Here is a 20,123-nt window from a genome sequence, read left to right as displayed (position 1 = left end):
CGCCCGCAGGCGGAATTTGGCTGGCTCTGCCGACCAGCCAGAGGCCCGGTCGGTTCTTCGAAACCTGACGAAGGCATTGGATGGGGTCAAATGGCGAATAGCGATGGACGGAAGGCACGCACCACGGCCGGTTCGCGTCCGGCGTTTGTCATGCCGATGGATGAGCAGCGGGGGCTGGCAGCGAAGACGGCCGCTCCGCTGTCACGACGGCTGGGCGGTCGTCCTTCAGTTCCACACCGGTCAGCTTGCGCGCGCGGGCCTCGGTCATCAACCAGGCCAGCATGTCGGCCGCGGCATCGTAGGACAGGCCGTCCTGATGGATGTTGGAGATGCAGTTTCGTTGCGCATCCCGCCGGCCGGGTCGGGGTTGATAGGTCAGATAGACACCCAGGCTGTCGGCGACACTCAGGCCTGGACGCTCGCCTATCAGCATGGCGCAGAGCTGGGCGTCGAGGCGAGCGCCGATGTCGTCGCCAAGCGCGACCCGCGCCTGAGTGGCGATGACGACAGGGGCAACAGACCAGCCGGGCAGGCGGGCGAGGCACGCGCGCAGCAGGGGTGCGGCGTGGCGGCCTACGCCGACAGGCGAGAGGCCGTCGGCAATGACGAAGACCACGTCCCAGATGCCGGTCAGTGCGCCGTGGCTCGCGGGATCGAGTTGCCGACCCAGATCGGGACGCCGCAGATAGGTTGCCCGGTCGGCCGCCTGACTGCGCACTGTCACTGTGGGCAAGGGTGCCAGCGCCTGAGCGATAGCGGCGGTGTCAAGCGGCGTGTGGACCGCATCCCGCGCCCTGGCGTGGGCAAGCTGGAAGTCCAGCAGATGGCGCAGCGGCGGGGCATCGCCGGTGCGACCAAGACCGATGCGGGCGCGGGTCGTTGCTCGCAACGCGGCCCAGGGGTCAGGCGGCATCGAACGGGTCCGGCTCGGATGCAGGCAGCAGGCGGCTGGTCCGGGCTTGCGAAAGACGGATGCGGCCAGCGCGGTCCTTCATGTCCATGCGGTCCAGCCAGGCATCGAACTCGGGCGCGGTTCGCCGGTGGAACTGGGAACGCAGATACAGCAGGTCGTGGAACGAGGCACTCTGGTAGTTCAGCATGATGTCATCGGCGCCGGGAACCGCGATCAGAAAGCTGACGCCGGCGACGGTCAACAGGGTCATCAGCGTGTCCATGTCGTCCTGGTCGGCTTCGGCGTGGTTGGTATAACAGACATCGCAGCCCATCGGCACGCCCAGCAGCTTGCCGCAGAAATGATCCTCCAGACCGGCGCGGATGATCTGCTTGCCATCGTACAGATATTCCGGACCGATGAAGCCGACCACGGTGTTGACCAGCAGGGGCGAGAAGGCGCGGGCGACGGCGTAGGCGCGGGCCTCCACCGTCTGCTGATCGATGCCGTGATGGGCGTTAGCGGACAGCGCGGCGCCTTGCCCGGTCTCGAAATACATCACGTTGTTGCCGGCGGTGCCGCGCTTCAGGGCCAGGGCGGCGTCGTGGGCTTCGCGCAGGATCGCCAGGTTGACACCGAAGCCGGCGTTGGCGGCTTCGGTGCCGGCGATGGACTGGAAGACCAGATCGACGGGTGCGCCACGGCGGATGATCTCCAGCGCATTGGTGACGTGCGTCAACACGCAGGTCTGGGTGGGGATGTCATGTCGTTGCCGCAATGTGTCGAGCATGTCCAGCAGGGCGATGGCGTTGGCGACGCTGTCGGTGGCGGGATTGACGCCGATGACGGCATCGCCGCAGCCCAGCAGCAGGCCGTCGATGACGGCGGCGCCGATGCCCGCCAGGTCATCGGTCGGGTGGTTCGGCTGCAGCCGTGATCCCAGACGGCCGGGCAGGCCCTGGGTGTTGCGGAAGGCGGTCGTCACGTGACAGCGGCTGGCGACGCTGATGAGGTCCTGGTTGCGCATCAGCTTGGTCACCGCGGCGGCCATCTCCGGGGTGATCGCGGGGGCGATGTCGAAAAGTTTCTCCGGGGTGGCTTGATATGACAGCAGCCAGTCGCGAAAGCCGCCGACCGTCAGGTGCGCGATGGCGGCAAAACGGGCGGCATCATGGCTGTCGAGGATCAGTCGAGTGACTTCGTCGGTTTCATAGGGAACAAGCGGTTCGGTCAAAAAAATGCCTAGTGGCAGGTCGGCCAGCACGGCACGCGCGGCGACGCGCTGGGCGTCCGTCTCCGCCGCCAGGCCGGCGAGTTCGTCGCCGGAGCGGCGGTGGGAGGCTTTGGCGAGCACGTCCCGCAGGCCAGTGAAGCGGTGGCGTTCGCCATGGAAATCGCTGGTGTAGGTCGGCATGACATCCTCCAGATCCATCAGCGGGTGCGGAATGTCGCCCAAGCGTATAATGTCGGTTGAACCACGATTCACATCCGTGCGGTCATCGAGCAGGAGGTTGCGGCGTGACTTTAGAGATCCTGGCGGAATTAGCCATCATTGTGATGGTTGCCGCGCTGCTGGGGACCCTCGTTGGTCACTGGTTCGGTGGCCGGCGAAGATCGGCCGACCCTGCGATGATGCATCAGTTCCAGGGCCTCTCGACCCTTGTCGAGCAGTCAGGAAAAGCCACAAGGCAAGACGTCGACAGCCTGCGCAAGGCCATGACGGACACTGAACGTGTCCTCGGCGCCAAGATCGATGAAGGTCTGCGGTCGGGGTTTGATCGGTCACTGGCGACCATCAACGATGGTGCGAAGGTTCAGACCGCGCAGATCGACACGTTCCGGACGGAAATCGCAGCGGTGCTGAACGCCATGACAAGGCTGGGAACCGAGGTACCAGCAGCACTCGAGACCGCGGGAGCCAAGGCGAAGCTTGACGCGATCGACGCCAGCAGGCTTCTGCTGAATGGGCTGACCGCCGGCCTGCATCAGCACGGCCTCGACCAGGGCCTGAAGATAGAAGCATTCGGCGCCAAGGTTGAAGCATCGGGTGCGGCCGTCCTGAAAGCGCTGGCCGAATTCCAGATGTTGCTGACGGAACGTCTGGGCGATGTCCGTCTGGCGGTAACCCGCATCGGCGGGGAGATGACAACCACGCTGGCGGAGAACCAGGGCAAGACAGCGAAGGCCCTGACCGAGGATTTCTCGAAGTTGATCGTCCACGTCGACGCGAAGATTATCGAAATGCGCGAAGGCAACGAGGCGAAACTGCTGCAGATCCAGGGCATCGTGGACCAGAAGCTGCAGGAGGGCATCGAGAAGCGAATGACGGAGAACTTCGCGAAGATCACCACGCAGTTCGCCGAGGTTCAGCAGGCGGTCGGCGAAGTCAAGACCGTGGCGGGTCAGGTCGGCGACCTGAAACGATTGTTCTCCAATGTGAAGTCCCGTGGCGGGTGGGGTGAGGCGCAGGTCAAGGCGACGTTGGATGACATCCTGCCGCCTGGGTCCTACGAAACCAATATGCGCATCAACCCCGCAACGTCCGACATGGTGGAATTTGCGCTGCGATTGCCGGTGCAGGGCGGATCGCCGGTCTATCTGGCCATCGACGCAAAATTTCCGGTCGAGGACTACACGCGGTTCCTCGAGGCCATCGAAGTCGCGGATGCGGTGGCTGAAAAAGCCGCCAAGAGCGCGCTGGAAGGTCAGATTCGCCTGGAGGCCAGGAAAATCCAGACGAAATACATAGCGCCTCCCCACACGGCGGAGTGGGCGATTCTCTATCTGCCCAGTGAGGGGCTCTACGCCGAGGTTACCCGCAATGGCGAATTGATGGAGGCGATCCATCGCGACAATCGGGTCATCATCATGGGACCCTCGATGCTGGCCGTGATGCTTCGGACCATCCAGCTTGGCCACTACACCCTGGCGATCAGCCAGAAAGCCGACCTGATTGGCAAGATACTGGGGGCGGTGAAACATGAGATGGTGGATTTTGGCAAGCAGTTCAGCGCGCTGGAAAAGAATGTTCGCGCGCTTGGGAACAACATCAAGAAAGGGCAGACACGAGCGACCGTCATTACGCGGAAGTTGAAAGACGTCGCGGCGCTGGAAGGCCCCGCGGCCGCCGCGCTGCTGGAGATCGCGCAGGATGGCGAGGACGACGCGGATGCGGACCTGGAGGCCGTCGAGTAAACCCTATTGCAGATCCGCCACGGCGAACGGCTGCGCCAGTTCGATCACCCGCGCCGCCCGCAGCACCAAGTCATCCCGGAACTGTGCCGCGGCGATCTGCACCGAATTCGGCAGGCCATCCGCGCGCGGCCCCATCGGCACGGTGATCGCAGGCTGCCGCGTCAGATTGAAGGTGAAGGTCCAAGGCGCCCAATCGGTCCATAGCGCCCGCACCGGGTCGGCCACGGTCGCATCGGCCAGCGGCGGCCCCGCCGGCACCGTCGGGCACAGCAGCAGATCGAACCGCCGGTGCAGCAAAGCCATGGCATGGCCGGCGGCGGCGCGCGTGGCCTCGGCATCCATGAATTCAATCGCGCTCATTCCGCCCAAGGCCGCGGCGACCTGCCGGATCCCAGGGTCGAGCAACTCGGCCAGTTGCGAGGGCAGGGCGGCGACCAGACGGGCCAGCGCCGCGCCCCACACGCGCCCGAACACGCTGCTGGTATCTGGCAGGCCGGCATCCGCCTGCTCCACATAAGCGCCGGCATTCGCCAGAAGCTGTGCTGCCCGCTCCACTGCGGCGACCCCATCGCGATCGGTCGGCGCGTCGAAGCCGGGATCGCCGAGGATGCCGACCGTCAGGCCGGCGACGCCGTCCTCGATCCCGTCTCGCCAGTCGCGTGGATCGTCGGGCAGGCAGAACGGATCGCGCAGGTCCCACCGTGCCATGGTGGAGAACATCAGTGCCGCATCGCGCACGGTGCGGGTCATCGGACCGGGGCAGGAAACGCCGGCGAAGGCGCTGGCCGGCCATTGCGGAATGCGTCCATAGGTCGGCTTCAGGCCAACCAGCCCGCACCAGGCGGCGGGAATACGCACCGAACCGCCGGCATCCGTACCGATATGCAGTGGCCCAAATCCCGCCGCGCCTGCCGCGCCAGCCCCGGACGAGGACCCGCCGGTGGTATAGGCCGGGTTCCATGGATTGCGGGTGATGCCATGCAAAGGGCAGTCGCCGGGCGATTTCCAGCCAAACTCCGTCGTTGTCGTCTTGCCGAGGATCACCGCACCAGCCGCCTTCAGGCCCATGACCATCGGCGCATCGTCCGCCACCGGATCGGTACTGCTTGTTCGGCTGCCGCGCCGCGTCGGGAAGCCGGCCAGATCGACGAGGTCTTTCACCGTGCAGGGCACCCCGTCCAGACAGCCGAGGGGACGGCCGGCGCGCCAGCGGGATTCGCTTTCCCCGGCGGCCTGCAGCGCGGCTGGGTTCATCACCGCAAACGCGTTCAAGCCGGGGTTCAGACGGGCGACACGCTCGGTTGTCGCTTGCAGCACCTCGACCGGGCTGAGCTGGCCGCGGGCGTAGCAGGCCAGCATGTCCTCGGCATTGAGCAAGGCGGGGTCGGTATCGGGCATGGGTACTCTTTTCCTTCGGGGCCAACCGGGTGCAGCATGGCGACGGCATCGCGTGAAGGAAACCCCGCATGAGCAAAGCTACAATGGAACCCTGGCAGTGGCCCGAGGAGACCTGGCGGAAGATGGTCGGCCGAGCACGTGGCGGGCGAAGCCTGAAGCCGGCGTCCTGGCCCGAGGGCGCGCGCTGCGCCGTCGCCATCAGTTTCGATGCCGATCATGAGACGATCCCGCTGCGCGACAACGACGAGAGCCCGATGCGCATCAGCCAGGGCCAGTATGGCGCTCGCCAGGCGATGCCGCGGATCCGCCGGCTGCTGGAGCGTGAGTCGGTGCCGGCGTCGTTCTTCTATCCCGCGGTTTCAGCCCTGCTGCATCCCGAGGAGGTTCGCGCGGTCGCCGCCGATGGCCATGAGATCGGCATTCACTCGTGGATTCACGAGGTGAACACCGCCCTGCCGCGCGAGGCGGAACGCGAGCTGACGCTGCGGTCCCGCGATACGCTGGCGAAGATCAGCGGCAAGGAGCCGGTGGGGATGCGCACGGCAAGCTGGGACTTCTCCGTCAACACGCTGGATATCATCCGCGAGATGAAGTTGCTGTACGACAGCAGCCTGATGGCGGATGACGATCCCTATGAGCTGGAAGACCAGGGTGAGCCGACGGGCATTGTCGAGCTTCCGCCGGAATGGATCCGCGACGACGCCGTCTACTTCAACATGCTGCGGTTTTCCGGGCTTCGGCCTTACACGCCACCCTCGGCCGTCGAGGAGATCTTCACCGCGGAATTTGATGGCGCGTGGGAGGAGCGTGGCCTGTTCCTGCTGACGATGCACCCGCACATCACCGGCCATCGGTCCCGGTTGCCGCTGCTGGAGCGCCTGATACACCACATGAAGGCGAAGGGCGGCTGCTGGTTCGCCACCCACGCCCAGGTGGCGGCGTGGTGCCGAGGGTAGCATCGCAGCCTCGGTATCGCGAGCTGAACGTCGGTCTCGGGACGATGTCCGAGACCGACAACCGATGGTCCCGCCAGCCTACGAGGTTTCGATCGGCACGATGCCCGGCCGCGGTGAAGCGGCATGTTCCTTCATGACCGTCTCATTCGACGGGTCGACTTCCTTCATCAACACATCGTAGCCCCACAAGTCGGCCAGGTGCTGCAACACCATGCGGGTATCCTTCTCATCCAGCAGGACCCGGTTCAGCGCCCGGTGATGCAGGATGAGTCGCCGGTCGCCGGCCAGGTTGACATCCACCACCTGGATGTCGGCGGCAGTCCACGATATATCGTAATGCTTCGCCAGCGCCTGCTTGATCTTGCGATAGCCTCGCTCGTCGTGGATCGCCTCGACACGGAGGTTGGGTTCGCTGGCGTCGTCCATCACGTGGAACAGCCCGAAGTGCCGTGTCAGCCGTGGGCTGAGGAATTGCAGGATGAAGCTTTCGTCGCGATAGTTTGCCCAGACATCGCGCAGCACCGCCATATGGTCGCCGTTGCCGGCGATATGCGGGAACCATTGCCGGTCCTCATCCGTCGGCGTCGTGCAGATGCGCTCGATGTCCTGCATCATGGCAAAGCCAAGCGCATAGGGATTGATACCGGAATATCGGGGATCATCGAATTCTGGCTGGAACACCACGTTGGTGTGGGATTTCAGGAACTCGACCATCGCGCCGTCGGTCAGCAGGCCCTTTTCATGCAGCCGGTTCATGATCGTGTAGTGCACGTAAGTCGCGCAGCCCTCGTTCATCACCTTGGTCTGCGACTGAGGGTAGAAATACTGCGCGATGATGCGAACAATGCGGAGGATTTCGCGCTGCCAGGGCGCCAGCCGCGGCGCGGTCTTTTCCAGGAAATACAGGACATTTTCCTGTGGAAGCTGCAACAGCGCCTTGCGGCGTTCCTCGGCGGTGGGATCTTGGCGAACATTTTCCTTGCCGGGAACCGTGCGCCACAGGTCGTTGAAGACCTTCTCGTCATGCTCCCGCCGTTCGCGCTCCCGCTTTTCTTCCGAGCGGAGATCGGTGGTGCGCGGGCGAGGATATTTATGGACGCCGTGGCTCATCAGGGCGTGCGCGGCATCCAGCAAGCGCTCGACGGCCACTTCGCCGTAGCGTTGCTCGCAGGACATGATGTAATCGCGGGCAAATTCCAGGTAATCCAGGATGCCATTGGCATCGGTCCACTGCTGGAACAGGTAGTTGTTCTTGAAAAAATGGTTGTGCCCGAACGCCGCGTGCGCGATCACCAGCGTCTGCATCGTGGCGGTATTTTCCTCCATGATGTAGCTGATGCACGGGTTGGAATTGATAACGATCTCGTAAGCCAGCCCTTGCATACCGGCCTGATAAAGCGCCTGGTTCCGGGCAAAATGCTTGCCAAACGACCAGTGCTTGTAGAACAGCGGCATGCCGATCGACGAGTATGCATCCAGCATCTGCTCGGTGCCGATCACCTCGATCTGGTTCGGATAGACATCCAGCCCCATTTCCTCGCGGGCGATCTTGGCAATTTCGTCGTGGCAGCGCTGAATGATTTCAAAGCCCCAGTCGGCGCTTTCAAACAGCGGACGCTCCGCCCGCAGTCCAGGCTTTGTATCAAGTGTCGTGCTCATTCGGCCGCGGCCTCCGCCCCGTGCTTTTTGGCGAACAACTCCCGGAATACCGGATAGATGTCTCGCCGGTGCCCAACCTTGCGCATGGCCATTGGCGCGCCGTTGCGAATGATCGAGGAGTAGGTCTGCCACAGATCACTGTCGCGCCGGATGAAGCCAGGCGGAAAATGCTCCGAGTCGCGGCCCACTTCCAGGTAGGCATAGTACTGGCACGCCGGCAGGATCGTCCGGGTCAGCAGGGCCGCCGTCTTGTCGTTGTCGCTGGCGGTGTTATCGCCATCCGATGCCTGAGCCGCGTAGATATTCCAGTTGTCCGGGCTGTAGCGTTCGTCGATGACCTTCTGCATTTCCTCCAACGCCGTTGACACCACGGTGCCGCCGGTTTCCGGGCTGTTGAAGAAGGTTTCCTCATCGACTTCCGATGCCTGATGGGTGTGGCGGATAAACACCACCTCGACGTTCTTGTAGCGGCGCTTCAGAAAGATATACAGCAGCACGTAGAAGCGCTTGGCCAGATCCTTCATGTGTTCGGTCATCGAGCCGGACACGTCCATCAGGCAGAACATCACGGCCTGCGCAACCGGCTTGGGCATCGGGTCGAACCGCTTGTAGCGGACATCCAGCGGATCGATGAAAGGGATCAGGCCGGTCCGACGCTGCTTGCGTTGCAGTTCCTCCTCAAGTGCCAGGCGCCGGGGCTCGTCCTGGCCTTCATCGAGCGCCTCGATCTCGTCACGCAGCGCCTGCAGTTCCTCCGGCTTCGGCCGGCGCAGCGCGATGCGTCGCGACAGACTGTTCCGCACGGTTCGGTTCAGCGCAAGATTGGCCGGCGAGCCGGTCACGGAATAGCCGGCCCGGTGGAACACGACGGCCTCGGCGTTCACCACGCGACGCTTGGCAAGATCGGGAAGCTCCAGATCCTCGAGAAACAGATCGACAAACTCCTCGCGCGACAGCGCAAAGCGAAAATCGTCCTCACCCTCGCCATCCGGGCTGCCTTCGGAGCCGCCACCGCCGCCGCCATTCGGCGGCCGCTGAATGGTATCGCCGGCGATGTATTCCTTGTTTCCCGGCAGCAGGTGGTCGCGGATGCCGCCGGAGGAGCCGCGGCGGAAGGACGGTTCGTGCACGCCTTGCGCCGGCAGGACAACCTCTCCCCCTTCGTCGGCATCCTTGATGCTGCGACTGCCCGAACTCTCGTGCACAGCCTTGCGGATCTGCGATTTGGCCCGTCGCATGAAACGCTGACGGTTGGCGAGATTTTTCCCGCTCGGGTTCAGGCGACGGTCAACGATATGCATTGGGTGCCTGTACGACCTTGGTTGGTTGGGCTGAGCGCATCAGCCAGCCTGCTTGACCCGCATATACCACTCCACGAGGCGACGCACCTGCCGTTCCGTGTAACCGCGGGCTGTCATCCGTTCAACAAAGTCCGTGTGTTTCTTTTCGGTGTCACTGTCCTTTTTCGAACCGAAGCTGATCACCGGGAGCAACTCCTCGACTTGGCTGAACATGCGCCGCTCGATCACGTCGCGGATCTTCTCATAGCTTGTCCAGGACGGATTCTTGCCGTTGTTGTTCGCTCTCGCCCGCAGGCAGAACTTCACCACCTCGTTCCGGAAGTCCTTGGGATTGGCGATGCCGGCGGGCTTTTCGACCTTGGTCAGCTCCTGGTTAAGAAGTTCGCGATTCAGCAACTGTCCTGTGTCGGCGTCCTTGAAGTCAATATCCTCGATCCACGCGTCGGCATAGGAGACGTAGCGATCGAACAGGTTCTGGCCGTAGTCGTGATAGGACTCGAGATATGCCTTCTGAATTTCATTGCCGATGAACTCGGCGTAGCGGGGTGCAAGCTCGCCCTTGATGAACTCCAGATAGCGCTTCTCGGCTTCCTGCGGCATCTGCTCCCGCCGGATCGACTGTTCCAGCACATACATCAGATGCACCGGATCGGCCGCGATCTCGGTCGTGTCGTGGTTGAAGGTAGCGGCCAGAACCTTGAAGGCGAAGCGGGTAGAGGCGCCGTCCATGCCTTCCTCGACGCCGGCTGTATCCTTGTATTCCTGCAGGCTGCGCGCGCGCGGGTCGGTTTCCTTCAGGCTTTCGCCGTCGTAGACCCGCATCTTGGCGAACAGCGTGGAGTTCTCGTGCCGCTTGAGCCGGCTGAGGACCGAAAAACGGGCCAGCATTTCCAATGTCGCCGGGGCACACGGCGCCGCTCCCAGCTCCGACCGCGACACCAGCTTGTCGTAGATCTTCTGCTCCTCCGCGACGCGCAGGCAGTACGGCACCTTGATGACGTAGATGCGATCGATAAAGGCTTCGTTGTTCTTGTTGTTCTTGAAACTCTGCCACTCCGACTCGTTGGAGTGCGCCATGATGATCCCCTGGAACGGGATGGCGCCAATGTTCTCCGTGCCGATGTAGTTGCCTTCCTGGGTCGCCGTCAGCAGCGGGTGCAGCATCTTGATCGGCGCCTTGAACATCTCGACGAACTCGAGCATGCCCTGGTTGGCCCGGTTCAGGCCGCCCGAGTAGCTGTAGGCATCGGGATCGTTCTGGGAATGCAACTCCAGCTTGCGGATGTCGACCTTGCCGACGAGCGAAGAGATGTCCTGATTGTTCTCATCACCCGGTTCAGTCTTGGCGATGCCGATCTGACGCAGGCGGGACGGGGTGATCTTCTGCACCCGGAACTTGGAGATGTCGCCGCCGAATTCATCCAGGCGCTTGATGCACCAGGGGCTCATCAGCCCGGTCAGCCGCCGCCGCGGGATACCGTAGCGGTCTTCCAGCAGCACGCCCATGCGCTCGGGATCAAACAGACCAAGCGGATTTTCGAACACCGGGCTGAGGTCGTCACCGGCCTTCAGCACGTAGATGGGCGCGTTCTCCATCAACGCCTTCAGCCGTTCGGCCAGGGACGATTTTCCGCCGCCGACCGGACCAAGCAGGTACATGATCTGCTTGCGCTCTTCCAGACCTTGTGCCGCATGGCGCAAGAAGCCGACGATGCGCTCGATCGTCTCTTCCATACCATAGAATTCACTGAATGCCGGATAGACCCGGATGGTCCGGTTCATGAAGATGCGGCCCAGGCGCGCGTCTTTTGACGTGTCGACCATTTCGGCATCGCCGATCGCCGCCAGCAACCGTTCCTGCGCGGTTGCGTAGATCAACGGATCCTCGCGGCAAGTCTCCAGGTACTCCGCGAGTGACATCTCTGCTTCGCGGAAAGCCACAAAACCGCGCGTGTAAGCGGAAAAAATATCATCGACCGGCTGCATCGGCAGCTCCATCGTTAAGGGTGGTGCCACGGCCACTTACCGTCACCAGCATTTCACAATGCAAGATGGGTGCAACCGAGGCGAATTGCGGGGGTGTCGCGGGAATGTTTTTCGCAGGTGCGTTCATCTGGGCATCAGCGGATCAAACTCCACTTCCATCGCATTTACGTAATCAAGTCACTTGTGTCGCTGTTCTTTGCCGGCTCGGCGCCGGAACCAATTCGGATAAGCCGCCGTGAACCGCTTCGCCGTCTCGGGCTCGCCTGGTCGGTCGCCTCGGGGTTCACCAACCAGCACCGAAGGATCAGCCCATGGAAGTGCGGCAGGCAGGTGGCGATCAAGGCAACCTGCGCTTCCAATCACGGGAGTGTGAAAGGCTGGCATCTGCATTTCAAGAAAAATCGCCGGCTGACCAACAAAATTACTAGCGACAGTCTTGCTCGAAGCAAACCGTTCAGTCTGATTGGGTAAAGTCGAAAGTGGCCTTGCTGGCGCTCTGGTCTTGGTTGGCTCAAAAGCTTTCAGATGCATTGAGGCCACTCCTCAAGCCGAAAGTCATGGCCCGCTGCGACTAGGTCCATCGCAGTTGAATACACATATATGGTTAAAAAAAGGTTAATTTCGCGCAACGCGACTCCGAGCCTGCCAACCATGTCTGAACGCTACACCAGCCGTGATCCGGTGCGATGAAAATCTTCGTATGATCCATCTATGGGCAGCCGTTGCCATGTCGCAAGGCACGTGCCTCGGCAATCATCCACTCGGCGTCAATGAGGCGACAAGGATGGATCAACCAGTTGTATCAGCTAATCTTCCTGCTGTCTGGAAAGCACCGGGGCCGGCGCTTCCTGAAGCAACGTCAGAGCCGCCACATCTGATCAAGATATCGGCTGCAGGCCTGGCACAGAGAAAGATGCAATCGCGCCTTCAGACGCCGGCGAAATGGCAGCTTCCCTCAAGCCAGTCGGTTACCAGCTCCGTCATGTCGCGACAACCAGGCATCGCCATACCCTCGCTCACTGCCGTCATTTGGATGGATCGGTGACGCAGCGACGGATCAGCGCCGCGCTGTCCTTGATCGGGAGCCAGACGCAGGCCGAGGAAGCGGTGCAGGATGCCTGGCTGGCCGTGTTCGGCGGCATCGGCCGCTTCAAGAACCGATCCAGCGTCGTCACCTGGATCTTCTCGATTGTCCGCAATGCGCCCGCCGCCGCGCGAGGCATAAGCGGCGTCTTGTTGGCCTGCCTGCCGAGCGTTACAGCGGCGAAGCGGGGAAGACGTGCGGGAGAGGGGCATAGCGCTTTCGGCGTTCAAGCCGGACGGCCATTGGAGGCGGAACCTTGCGTGTGGGACAGCATCAGCGCCGAACGGATTGTCGCTGGCCGTCAGCTCTGGGACCACGTGCACGAGATCATCGAGCGGCTGCCGCACGCTCGACGGGCCGTACTGGTGCTCGGCGACATGGAAGGACAGACTGCCGAAGAAGCGTGCAAGTTGCTTAAAATCTTGTCGGAAAATCAGCGTGTGCTGCTGCACCGGGCGCGGTCACGGTGCGCCAGGCGATGGACGTGTTGACCGGTAGCCCGGTGCCGGTGCTTGCGGCGACACCGTCTCGCCAGCCAACCCAGGCGCAGCGTCCTGGCCTCATCGAGCGGATGATGGTGTCCGCCAGGCGGCCCGCGACGGTCGTACTGGCGAATATCGGTGCCGGCTGGCTGTAATGATGTTGTCACCCGGAACCCATTGGGCGGAACTCGCACTGGATCAGCCGCGTGTCATGGGCGTGCTGAATGTGACGCCTGACAGCTTCAGCGATGGCGGTCGCCGCATGAATCCGGACACGGCGATCGCCGCCGGCCTGGCCATGGCGGCGGATGGCGCGGACATCGTCGACGTGGGTGGCGAGAGCGCCAGGCCAGGAGCATCGGCGATCGCGCCCGATCAGGAACAGGACCGGATCATCCCGGTGATCCGCGCGCTGGCGGCGGCATCGGTGCGGGTCTCGGTGGACACCCGCAATGCCGCGACCATGGCGGCGGCGCTCGCGGCCGGTGCCGCCATCGTCAACGACGTGTCCGGCCTGACTTACGACAAGCAGGCTGCCGCCGTTGTGGCGGAGCATGGCTGCCCGGTGGTGCTGATGCACATGCGCGGCACGCCGGCGAGCATGAATGCGCTGGCGCACTATGGCGACGTGGTCGCCGAGGTGCGGGACGAACTACTGGAGCGTGTCGCCGCGGCGCGGCAGGCGGGTATCCGGGCCGAACAGATCGCCATCGACCCAGGGATCGGCTTCGCCAAGCTGGGCGACCAATCGCCCGCCCTGCTGCGTGGCCTGCCCGTCCTGGCCAATCTAGGTTACCCGGTAGTGGTCGGCGTATCCCGCAAGATCTTCATTGGCAGACTGTCGCACGAAAGCCGGCCGGACCATCGTCTGGGGGGTTCGCTGGCCGCCGGCCTGTTCGCGCTGGCACGCGGCGCTTCAATCCTGCGCGTGCACGACGTGCGGGAGACGGCCCAAGCCGTTCGTGTTTGGCATTCATTGTCGGGATGAACTATACTTGTGCTTCCTTGAACCGGGACATTCAATTAGACGCGCCGGACGCGTTGATGCGTTCGGCCGGTGGGAGCGTTATGAGCAAGGCAAGACGGCTGTTCGGCACCGACGGCATTCGGGGCAAGGCTAACTCGGATCCGATGACCGCCGGGATCGCCTTGCGGCTGGGTCAGGCGGCGGGCCTGATGTTCACCCGCGGCGCGCATCGCCATCGTGTCGTGATCGGCAAGGATACCAGGCTGTCCGGCTATATGATCGAACCAGCCTTGACTGCCGGCTTCATCGGTGCCGGCATGGACGTGACGCTGCTTGGCCCTTTGCCGACGCCCGCCGTCGCCATGCTGACCCGCTCCCTGCGCGCCGACCTGGGCGTCATGATATCGGCCTCGCACAATCCCTATGAGGATAATGGGATTAAGCTGTTCGGGCCGGACGGCACCAAGCTGTCCGACGCGAACGAACTGGAAATTGAGACGTTGATGGACAGCGGCTTTGCCGGCCGGCTGGCGGACTCAGCCGACCTGGGCCGCGCGGCTCGGCTGGAGGATGCGGCGGGTCGCTATATCGAGGCGGCGAAGGCGAGCTTCCCAAGGGGGCTGCGGCTGGACGGGCTGCGCATCGTCATCGATTGCGCCAATGGTGCCGCCTACAAGGTTGCACCCACCGTGTTGTGGGAACTCGGCGCGACGGTCATCCCGGTTGGCGTTGCCCCGGATGGGTTCAACATCAACAAGGCTTGCGGCTCGACCGTTCCCGAATTCATCTGCGCGAAGGTGATTGAGCATGGCGCCCATCTGGGCATTGCGTTGGACGGCGATGCCGATCGGGTACTGATCGCCGATGAGGCGGGTGAGCTGGTCGATGGCGACCAGATACTGGCGCTGATTGCACAGTCATGGCACCAGGCCGGGCTGCTGCTTGGCGGCGGGATCGTGGCGACGGTCATGTCCAACCTCGGCCTTGAGCGGTACTTGGCCGCGCGCGGTCTGGCGCTGCACCGGACAAAGGTTGGCGATCGGTATGTTGCCGAACATATGCGCGCGACCGGTATGAATATCGGCGGCGAACAGTCTGGTCACCTGATCCTGTCCGATTTCGCCACGACTGGCGATGGGTTGCTGGCGGCGCTGCAAGTCCTGGCGGTGCTGGTGCAGCAGGACTGCGCCGCGTCGGAAGCCTGTCGGGTGTTCGAGCGTCTGCCGCAGCGCCTGAAGAATGTCCGGTTCATCGGCATGTCGCCGCTGCGCGATGGTGCTGTCCAGGCGGCGATCCGGGATGCCGAGCAACGACTGAACGGCACCGGCCGGCTGTTGATCCGGGAAAGCGGAACCGAACCGCTGGTGCGGGTCATGGCCGAAGGTGAGGACGGCGCAATGGTTGCCGAGGTGGTCGATTCCTTGTGTGAAGTCATCGCCGAGGTGACGCGGACCGGGGGAGCGGCCGGGATCGACGTGACACAGCGGGAAGTCGCCGGATGATGCATGGCCGCGTCCTGATCATCGCGGGTTCGGATTCGGGCGGCGGCGCGGGTATTCAGGCTGACATCAAGACCGTCACGGCATTGGGCGCCTTCGCCGCCACGGCCATTACGGCACTGACCGCTCAGAACACCCTCGGTGTGCATGGCGTTCTGCCGGTCCTGCCGGATTTCATCCGCCAGCAGATCGCCGTGGTGATGGATGACATTGGCGCCGACGTGATCAAGATCGGCATGCTGGGCGATATTGCGACGATCGAGACGGTGTGTGACGCGCTGGCGGTTCACGCGCCGGGCGTGCCCGTGGTCCTCGATCCGGTGATGGTGGCAAAGGGTGGGCATCATCTTCTCGCCCCGGATGCTGTCGACAGCCTGCGACGACGCCTGCTGCCGATGGCCGTTGTGATCACGCCCAACCTGCCGGAGGCCGAGGCGCTGACCGGCCTGTCGATCAAGACCGAAGCGGATATGTCGGTTGCCGCCACGGCCCTGCTTGCGCTGGGGGTCCCATCGGTTCTGCTGAAAGGCGGCCACCTGCCATCCGACAGGCTGGTGGATCTGCTGGCGACCGCCGATGGCATTGAGGCTTTCGTCGCGCCGCGCATCAAGACCAGGCACATCCACGGCACCGGATGCACGACCGCATCGGCCGTGGCTGCTGGGCTGGCCCAGGGCATGAGCCTGCTCGATGCGGTCAGGCGCGCGCGCGCCTATGTCAGGGCGGCGATCACCGCCGCGCCTGGCCTGGGCCAGGGTCATGGGCCGCTGGATCATGCTGTCACGGTTGATCTGAACCGACTTGACGCGTGACCGCCTGGGGCTGACCCGTCAGAAGGCGTCATGCACGCGATCAAACACAGCATCATGCAAGATTGGACACCGGCGAAGACGCACCCTCACGCGGTCATAGTCCAAGTCGGATGAAGCCGCGGTCGGCGCGGGCGCTGGCTGAAACGCCTACTGTCCCACCAGCAGTGCCGCGATCGCATCGGCAAGCCGGCCGACCGCGGTACTCATGGCCGCAACCAGGGCGGAGGTTGTCTGATCCGACGGCCTCACCGTCAGCGATATGCCGCGTTCGGCTGTCGGGTGGCCGCGCACGGCAACCTGCGCCAGCAGCAGCACGGCGCCGGTGTGGTCGAGATCGAAGCGCTGGAGGTTGATTTCCACCGTCGCGTCCGGTGGCATGGAGATGGCGCCATTGTCGGCATACACCGTGCTGCCGGGCAGCCGTTGCGCCAGTTCCTGCACCAGGATGCGGTTCATCAAGGCATCAAGCGGCTCACCCCACCACTCATTCGACAGCACATCCAGGCGATAGCCTTCGGATGAACGGACGATCTGCGAGCGTTCGAGGTAGCGTGCCAGGCTGATCGCGCGCAGTGCGACATTCCGCGGCGCACCTGTCAGGATCGTTCCGGGCACCGGTGCGAGGACATACAGGATCGGGTTGGGCGAGGTGCAAGCAGCAGGCGCCGCCGCCAGCAGCAGCAAGGCGGCCCGCCGCGGCATTTCCGAAGACATCAAAGGCATTACTGCGTCCCTTGATCCGTGCGGCCGCGGATCAGCGCCTCCGGGTGACGGGACAGCAGGTCCGCCAGCACCCGGATCGACCTTGCCGCATCGGACAACTGCATCAGCATCTGGCCGATGTCGCGGCTGAAGCGTGAATCGCCGCCGTAGCCGGTTTCCACCGATCCGATCAGCTTGTCGGTCCGCTTCACCGAGTCCTCCAGACTGGTGGATATCGCCGGCAGCCGCTGGAGCATCGGCGTCATCCCCTTGTTCAGGCTGTTCACCAGCGTTTGGGTGCTGGCCAGGGTTGATTGCAGGGTCGAGACGGTCTCGGCAAGCTGCTTGTCGTTCACCAGCGCACTCGTCCCGGCCAGGGTCTGGCTCAGGTTCTGGCCGATCGCCTCGAACGGGATGCCGTTGACGCGGTTCATCAGGTTGGTCGCCGCCGTCATGACGTCGTCACTGCCGCCGCCGAGGACCGGGATGACATAGGACCCGTCCTGCTTTTCCAGGTTCGCCGGACCAGCATGGGGGAAGAGGTCGATGGCCAGTTCCTTCTGCCCAGTCAGGAAGCTCGATGTCTGTAACTCCACGCGCAGCCCCCGCTGCACAAGTTCCCGCATCTTGGCATCGAGACTGCCGCCAGTCGGAAGTTCCAGACTCTCGACACGCTCGGGTTCCATGGTGAAATGCACCGGCGAGATGACGGTGTCGGTGCTGCGGTCGTAGACCAGGGAGACGCTGGTGACCTCGCCGATCTTGATGCCATGCAAGGTCACCGGCGAACCTTCCCCCAGGCCGGCCACGGATGTCGTCAGATTGGCGACGGCCGTCACGCTGCGCTTGAAGGTTGAATCCTCGGCCGCTTCCTTTGTCTGAAACAGGGTGAAGGCGTAATCCGGCTGGCTCTCCGCGGTTGGCGTCTGCTCATCCGGCGTCTGGAAGGCAATGCCGCCCAGGACGATGGCGCGCAGGGACTCGACCTGGAGCTGCAAGCCATTGGCGCCGAGGTGGATGTTGGCGCCGGAGGCGTTCCAGAACAACGAGCCATCGTGGACATACTTGTCAAACGGCTCCCGCACGAAGACATGGATGACGATACTGCGGGCCATCTCGCCAATGTCCCACCCCAGCACTTCGCCGACGTCGAGGTCGCGATACATCACCGGCGACCCCAGGCTGATCGAGCCGATGCGGTTCGCCTGCAGCAGGAAAGTACGGCCCGGCACGTCAGATTGCAGCACCGGCGGATTTTCCAGACCGACAAAGTCGCGTTTCGGCTCGCCGCCCGGCGCGGCGGGAAGCATATCGATATACGAGCCGGATATCAGCGTTTGCAGGCCGCTGATAGAGCCCGCGAAGAACCGTGGCCGCACGACCCAGAAATCCGTCTTGTCGGTCAGCAGCGGATTGGCCTCCTTGTTCATCCGCACCGTGACCTGCACGCGCTTGCCATCCGGGGTCAGCGCGACCTTGCGCACTACCCCCATGTCGACGTCCTTGTGCCTGACATGGGACTGATCCGCGGCCAATCCCTCCGCGGTCTCGAAGGTGATGGTGATCAGCGGCCCGCGTTCGGAAATCGTCTGCCACGCCAGCCAGACGCCGATGCACAGCGTCACCACGGGGATCGCCCAGATCAGCGAGATGCGACGCTTGCGATCGATGCGGGTGCGCAGGACGGCGGTCGGGTGATGTGGCGCCGCGGGTGACGAAGCGGGCGCCAATGAGGGCGTTGGGGGGAGGGGATCGTTCATGCCGCCTCGGTTCTGGTCCGAGCATTATCCCACATCAGGCGCGGATCGAAGCTGCGCGCCGCCAGCATGGTCAGGATCACCACCGCTGCGAAGGCAAGCGCGCCTGGACCAGGATACACGCTGGCAAGGGTGCCGAACTGGACCAGCGCGACCAGGATCGATTCCATGAAGATGTCGATCATCGACCACCGGCCGATCGCCTCGACGATCCGATACAGCACGGTCCGATCATGCAGGCAGCGTGTATTGCCAAGCTGGGTCAAGGTTAGCAGCGTGCACAGCCCAACAAGCTTGAGCATCGGCACCGCGACGCTGGCGAAGAAGACCAGCGCCGCGAGCGGCCACATGCCGTAATCCACCAGTTCCTGCACGCCGCCCAGGATCGTGCTGGGTTGTCCGGCGCCGAGCCGCACCACGGTCAGCACTGGAAAGAAATTGGCGGGAACATAGAGCGTCATCGCGGCAAGAACATAGGCCCAGGTTCGCTCGATCGACCGGGGTTTTCGATCATGCAGCCGAAATCCGCAGCGGGGACAGTGCATACCCGGTGCGGCTCTGCTGACCAGGCGGCAGGTGTCGCAGCCGATGCGCCAGCGGCGGGCGGTGTCGGGAATAGTGTTCACCGGCGTCGGCCGTTCCCGCGTCCGCCGGCGCCGATTTGGCGGTTCCATTGCCTCCCAGACCGCCTGTTCATCGAGCGTCACGTCGGCCCCGACCATCATCGCCATCAGGCCGCCCAGGGCGTAGACCGCCGGCCCAAGGTCGACTTGCGCCATGCCGCTGAGGCGGACATAGGCGACGAACAAACCCAACAGGTAGATCTCCACCATCGACCAGGGCTTGAGATGCCCGACCCAGGCGAAAATTGCCCGAAGCTCGGCAGGCGGCCGGGGCAGGTGAAGGCCGGCGAGAACCGTCAGCATGCAAAGCACCCGGGCAAGCGGGGCGGCGAGCGTGGTGACGAGAACCACGAGCGAGAGTTCCCACAGCCCGTACTGCTCCAGGATCGTCGGGCCGCTGACCAGGGCCGCGGAGCGCTCCTGTCCACCCTCGGTCACCGACATGATGGTCAGCGTGGCGCCGACGGCCAACAGGATCAGCGCGGAGACGTTCAGCATCGCCGGGAGCAGCAGCGGATGATACTTGGTGCGCCGCAAGACCGAGTCGCAGCGCAGGCAGACCACGCGACTGGCCGGCGGCATGGCCGGCAGCACCTGCATCAGGCCGCAATCACGGCATTCCTGCAGGCGTGGGCTGGTGACCGAAACCGCTTCCGCCACGGAAGCCGTTGTGGAGCTCATGGAATGCCGGGTGGCTGACAGGTTGCTATGCGCACGAACGTCAACTACCACGCCAGATTGGAAAACATGTGTATCATAATTTTAAGCTGACCAATCGGGTTCGAATGGGTGGACCGCAACCGAGCGCGA

16 protein-coding genes are annotated in these 20,123 nt (G+C 63.6%); 7 read left to right on the top strand and 9 right to left on the bottom strand.

Translation table 11 applies throughout. The features are described 5' to 3' along the window. Positions 1-148: 148 nt before the first annotated feature. Together eutC and ACQY4S_RS09075 are read right to left on the bottom strand one after the other, a co-directional pair. Positions 149-913 carry an ethanolamine ammonia-lyase subunit EutC gene (gene eutC, locus ACQY4S_RS09080; protein ID WP_428484880.1) on the bottom strand — a complete coding sequence of 255 codons (765 nt, stop codon included), beginning with the start codon at positions 911-913 and terminating at the stop codon, positions 149-151. Then, positions 903-2,306 (bottom strand): ethanolamine ammonia-lyase subunit EutB, encoded by a 1,404-nt coding sequence (locus ACQY4S_RS09075; RefSeq protein ID WP_428484879.1) that lies wholly within the window; start codon positions 2,304-2,306, stop codon positions 903-905. The genes eutC and ACQY4S_RS09075 overlap by 11 nt, the downstream gene beginning before the upstream one ends. Before the next feature lie 104 nt (positions 2,307-2,410). Between ACQY4S_RS09075 and ACQY4S_RS09070 the strand changes: the two genes are divergently transcribed. Then, positions 2,411-4,087 carry a DNA recombination protein RmuC gene (locus ACQY4S_RS09070; RefSeq protein WP_428484878.1) on the top strand — a complete coding sequence of 559 codons (1,677 nt, stop codon included), beginning with the start codon at positions 2,411-2,413 and terminating at the stop codon, positions 4,085-4,087. Positions 4,088-4,090: 3 nt separating this feature from the next. Here the strand turns inward: ACQY4S_RS09070 and ACQY4S_RS09065 are convergent, their stop codons facing one another. Further along, positions 4,091-5,485: an amidase family protein gene (locus ACQY4S_RS09065; RefSeq protein WP_428484877.1), complete on the bottom strand. Its 1,395-nt coding sequence runs from the start codon at positions 5,483-5,485 to the stop codon at positions 4,091-4,093. 68 nt (positions 5,486-5,553) lie between these two features. Here ACQY4S_RS09065 and ACQY4S_RS09060 point away from each other — a divergent pair, with 68 nt between their 5' ends. Further along, positions 5,554-6,441, top strand: coding sequence for a polysaccharide deacetylase family protein (locus tag ACQY4S_RS09060; RefSeq protein WP_428484876.1), 888 nt, complete (start codon positions 5,554-5,556; stop codon positions 6,439-6,441). A 78-nt stretch (positions 6,442-6,519) separates the two neighbouring features. On the opposite strand, the gene ACQY4S_RS09055 is transcribed toward ACQY4S_RS09060, so the two are convergent. The 3 genes from ACQY4S_RS09055 to ACQY4S_RS09045 are packed head-to-tail and all read right to left on the bottom strand — an operon-like array spanning position 6,520 to position 11,387. Continuing rightward, complete coding sequence (locus ACQY4S_RS09055; RefSeq protein ID WP_428484875.1) at positions 6,520-8,100, bottom strand: SpoVR family protein; 1,581 nt, start codon at positions 8,098-8,100, stop codon at positions 6,520-6,522. Next, positions 8,097-9,401 carry a YeaH/YhbH family protein gene (locus ACQY4S_RS09050; protein ID WP_428484874.1) on the bottom strand — a complete coding sequence of 435 codons (1,305 nt, stop codon included), beginning with the start codon at positions 9,399-9,401 and terminating at the stop codon, positions 8,097-8,099. The genes ACQY4S_RS09055 and ACQY4S_RS09050 overlap by 4 nt, the downstream gene beginning before the upstream one ends. A gap of 39 nt (positions 9,402-9,440) precedes the next feature. Next, the gene (locus tag ACQY4S_RS09045) at positions 9,441-11,387 is read right to left on the bottom strand and encodes a PrkA family serine protein kinase (protein WP_428484873.1); all 1,947 of its coding nucleotides are present in this window, start codon (positions 11,385-11,387) and stop codon (positions 9,441-9,443) included. Between the two features lie 1,041 nt (positions 11,388-12,428). Here ACQY4S_RS09045 and ACQY4S_RS09040 point away from each other — a divergent pair. The 5 genes from ACQY4S_RS09040 (at position 12,429) to thiD (ending at position 16,231) form a co-directional block, all read left to right on the top strand. After that, positions 12,429-12,962 (top strand): RNA polymerase sigma factor, encoded by a 534-nt coding sequence (locus ACQY4S_RS09040; protein WP_428484872.1) that lies wholly within the window; start codon positions 12,429-12,431, stop codon positions 12,960-12,962. Further along, positions 12,956-13,108 carry a hypothetical protein gene (locus tag ACQY4S_RS09035; RefSeq protein WP_428484871.1) on the top strand — a complete coding sequence of 51 codons (153 nt, stop codon included), beginning with the start codon at positions 12,956-12,958 and terminating at the stop codon, positions 13,106-13,108. The genes ACQY4S_RS09040 and ACQY4S_RS09035 overlap by 7 nt, the downstream gene beginning before the upstream one ends. Then, positions 13,108-13,941, top strand: coding sequence for a dihydropteroate synthase (gene folP, locus ACQY4S_RS09030; protein WP_428484870.1), 834 nt, complete (start codon positions 13,108-13,110; stop codon positions 13,939-13,941). The genes ACQY4S_RS09035 and folP overlap by 1 nt, the downstream gene beginning before the upstream one ends. A gap of 80 nt (positions 13,942-14,021) precedes the next feature. Further along, positions 14,022-15,422 carry a phosphoglucosamine mutase gene (gene glmM / locus ACQY4S_RS09025; protein WP_428484869.1) on the top strand — a complete coding sequence of 467 codons (1,401 nt, stop codon included), beginning with the start codon at positions 14,022-14,024 and terminating at the stop codon, positions 15,420-15,422. Next, positions 15,422-16,231 carry a bifunctional hydroxymethylpyrimidine kinase/phosphomethylpyrimidine kinase gene (gene thiD / locus ACQY4S_RS09020; RefSeq protein ID WP_428486247.1) on the top strand — a complete coding sequence of 270 codons (810 nt, stop codon included), beginning with the start codon at positions 15,422-15,424 and terminating at the stop codon, positions 16,229-16,231. The genes glmM and thiD overlap by 1 nt, the downstream gene beginning before the upstream one ends. 147 nt (positions 16,232-16,378) lie before the next feature. Here thiD and ACQY4S_RS09015 read toward each other — a convergent pair whose 3' ends face one another. From ACQY4S_RS09015 to ACQY4S_RS09005, 3 genes are read right to left on the bottom strand one after another with little or no spacing between them, the layout of a single operon-like run. Then, positions 16,379-16,954 (bottom strand): PqiC family protein, encoded by a 576-nt coding sequence (locus ACQY4S_RS09015; protein ID WP_428484868.1) that lies wholly within the window; start codon positions 16,952-16,954, stop codon positions 16,379-16,381. After that, positions 16,954-18,693: an intermembrane transport protein PqiB gene (locus ACQY4S_RS09010; RefSeq protein ID WP_428484867.1), complete on the bottom strand. Its 1,740-nt coding sequence runs from the start codon at positions 18,691-18,693 to the stop codon at positions 16,954-16,956. The genes ACQY4S_RS09015 and ACQY4S_RS09010 overlap by 1 nt, the downstream gene beginning before the upstream one ends. Further along, positions 18,690-19,994 carry a paraquat-inducible protein A gene (locus tag ACQY4S_RS09005; RefSeq protein WP_428484866.1) on the bottom strand — a complete coding sequence of 435 codons (1,305 nt, stop codon included), beginning with the start codon at positions 19,992-19,994 and terminating at the stop codon, positions 18,690-18,692. The genes ACQY4S_RS09010 and ACQY4S_RS09005 overlap by 4 nt, the downstream gene beginning before the upstream one ends. Positions 19,995-20,123 lie beyond the last annotated feature (129 nt).

Source organism: Rhodopila sp., assembly GCF_965276935.1.
GTDB lineage: Bacteria > Pseudomonadota > Alphaproteobacteria > Acetobacterales > Acetobacteraceae > Rhodopila.
This window is presented reverse-complemented; position numbering and strand designations above follow the sequence as displayed.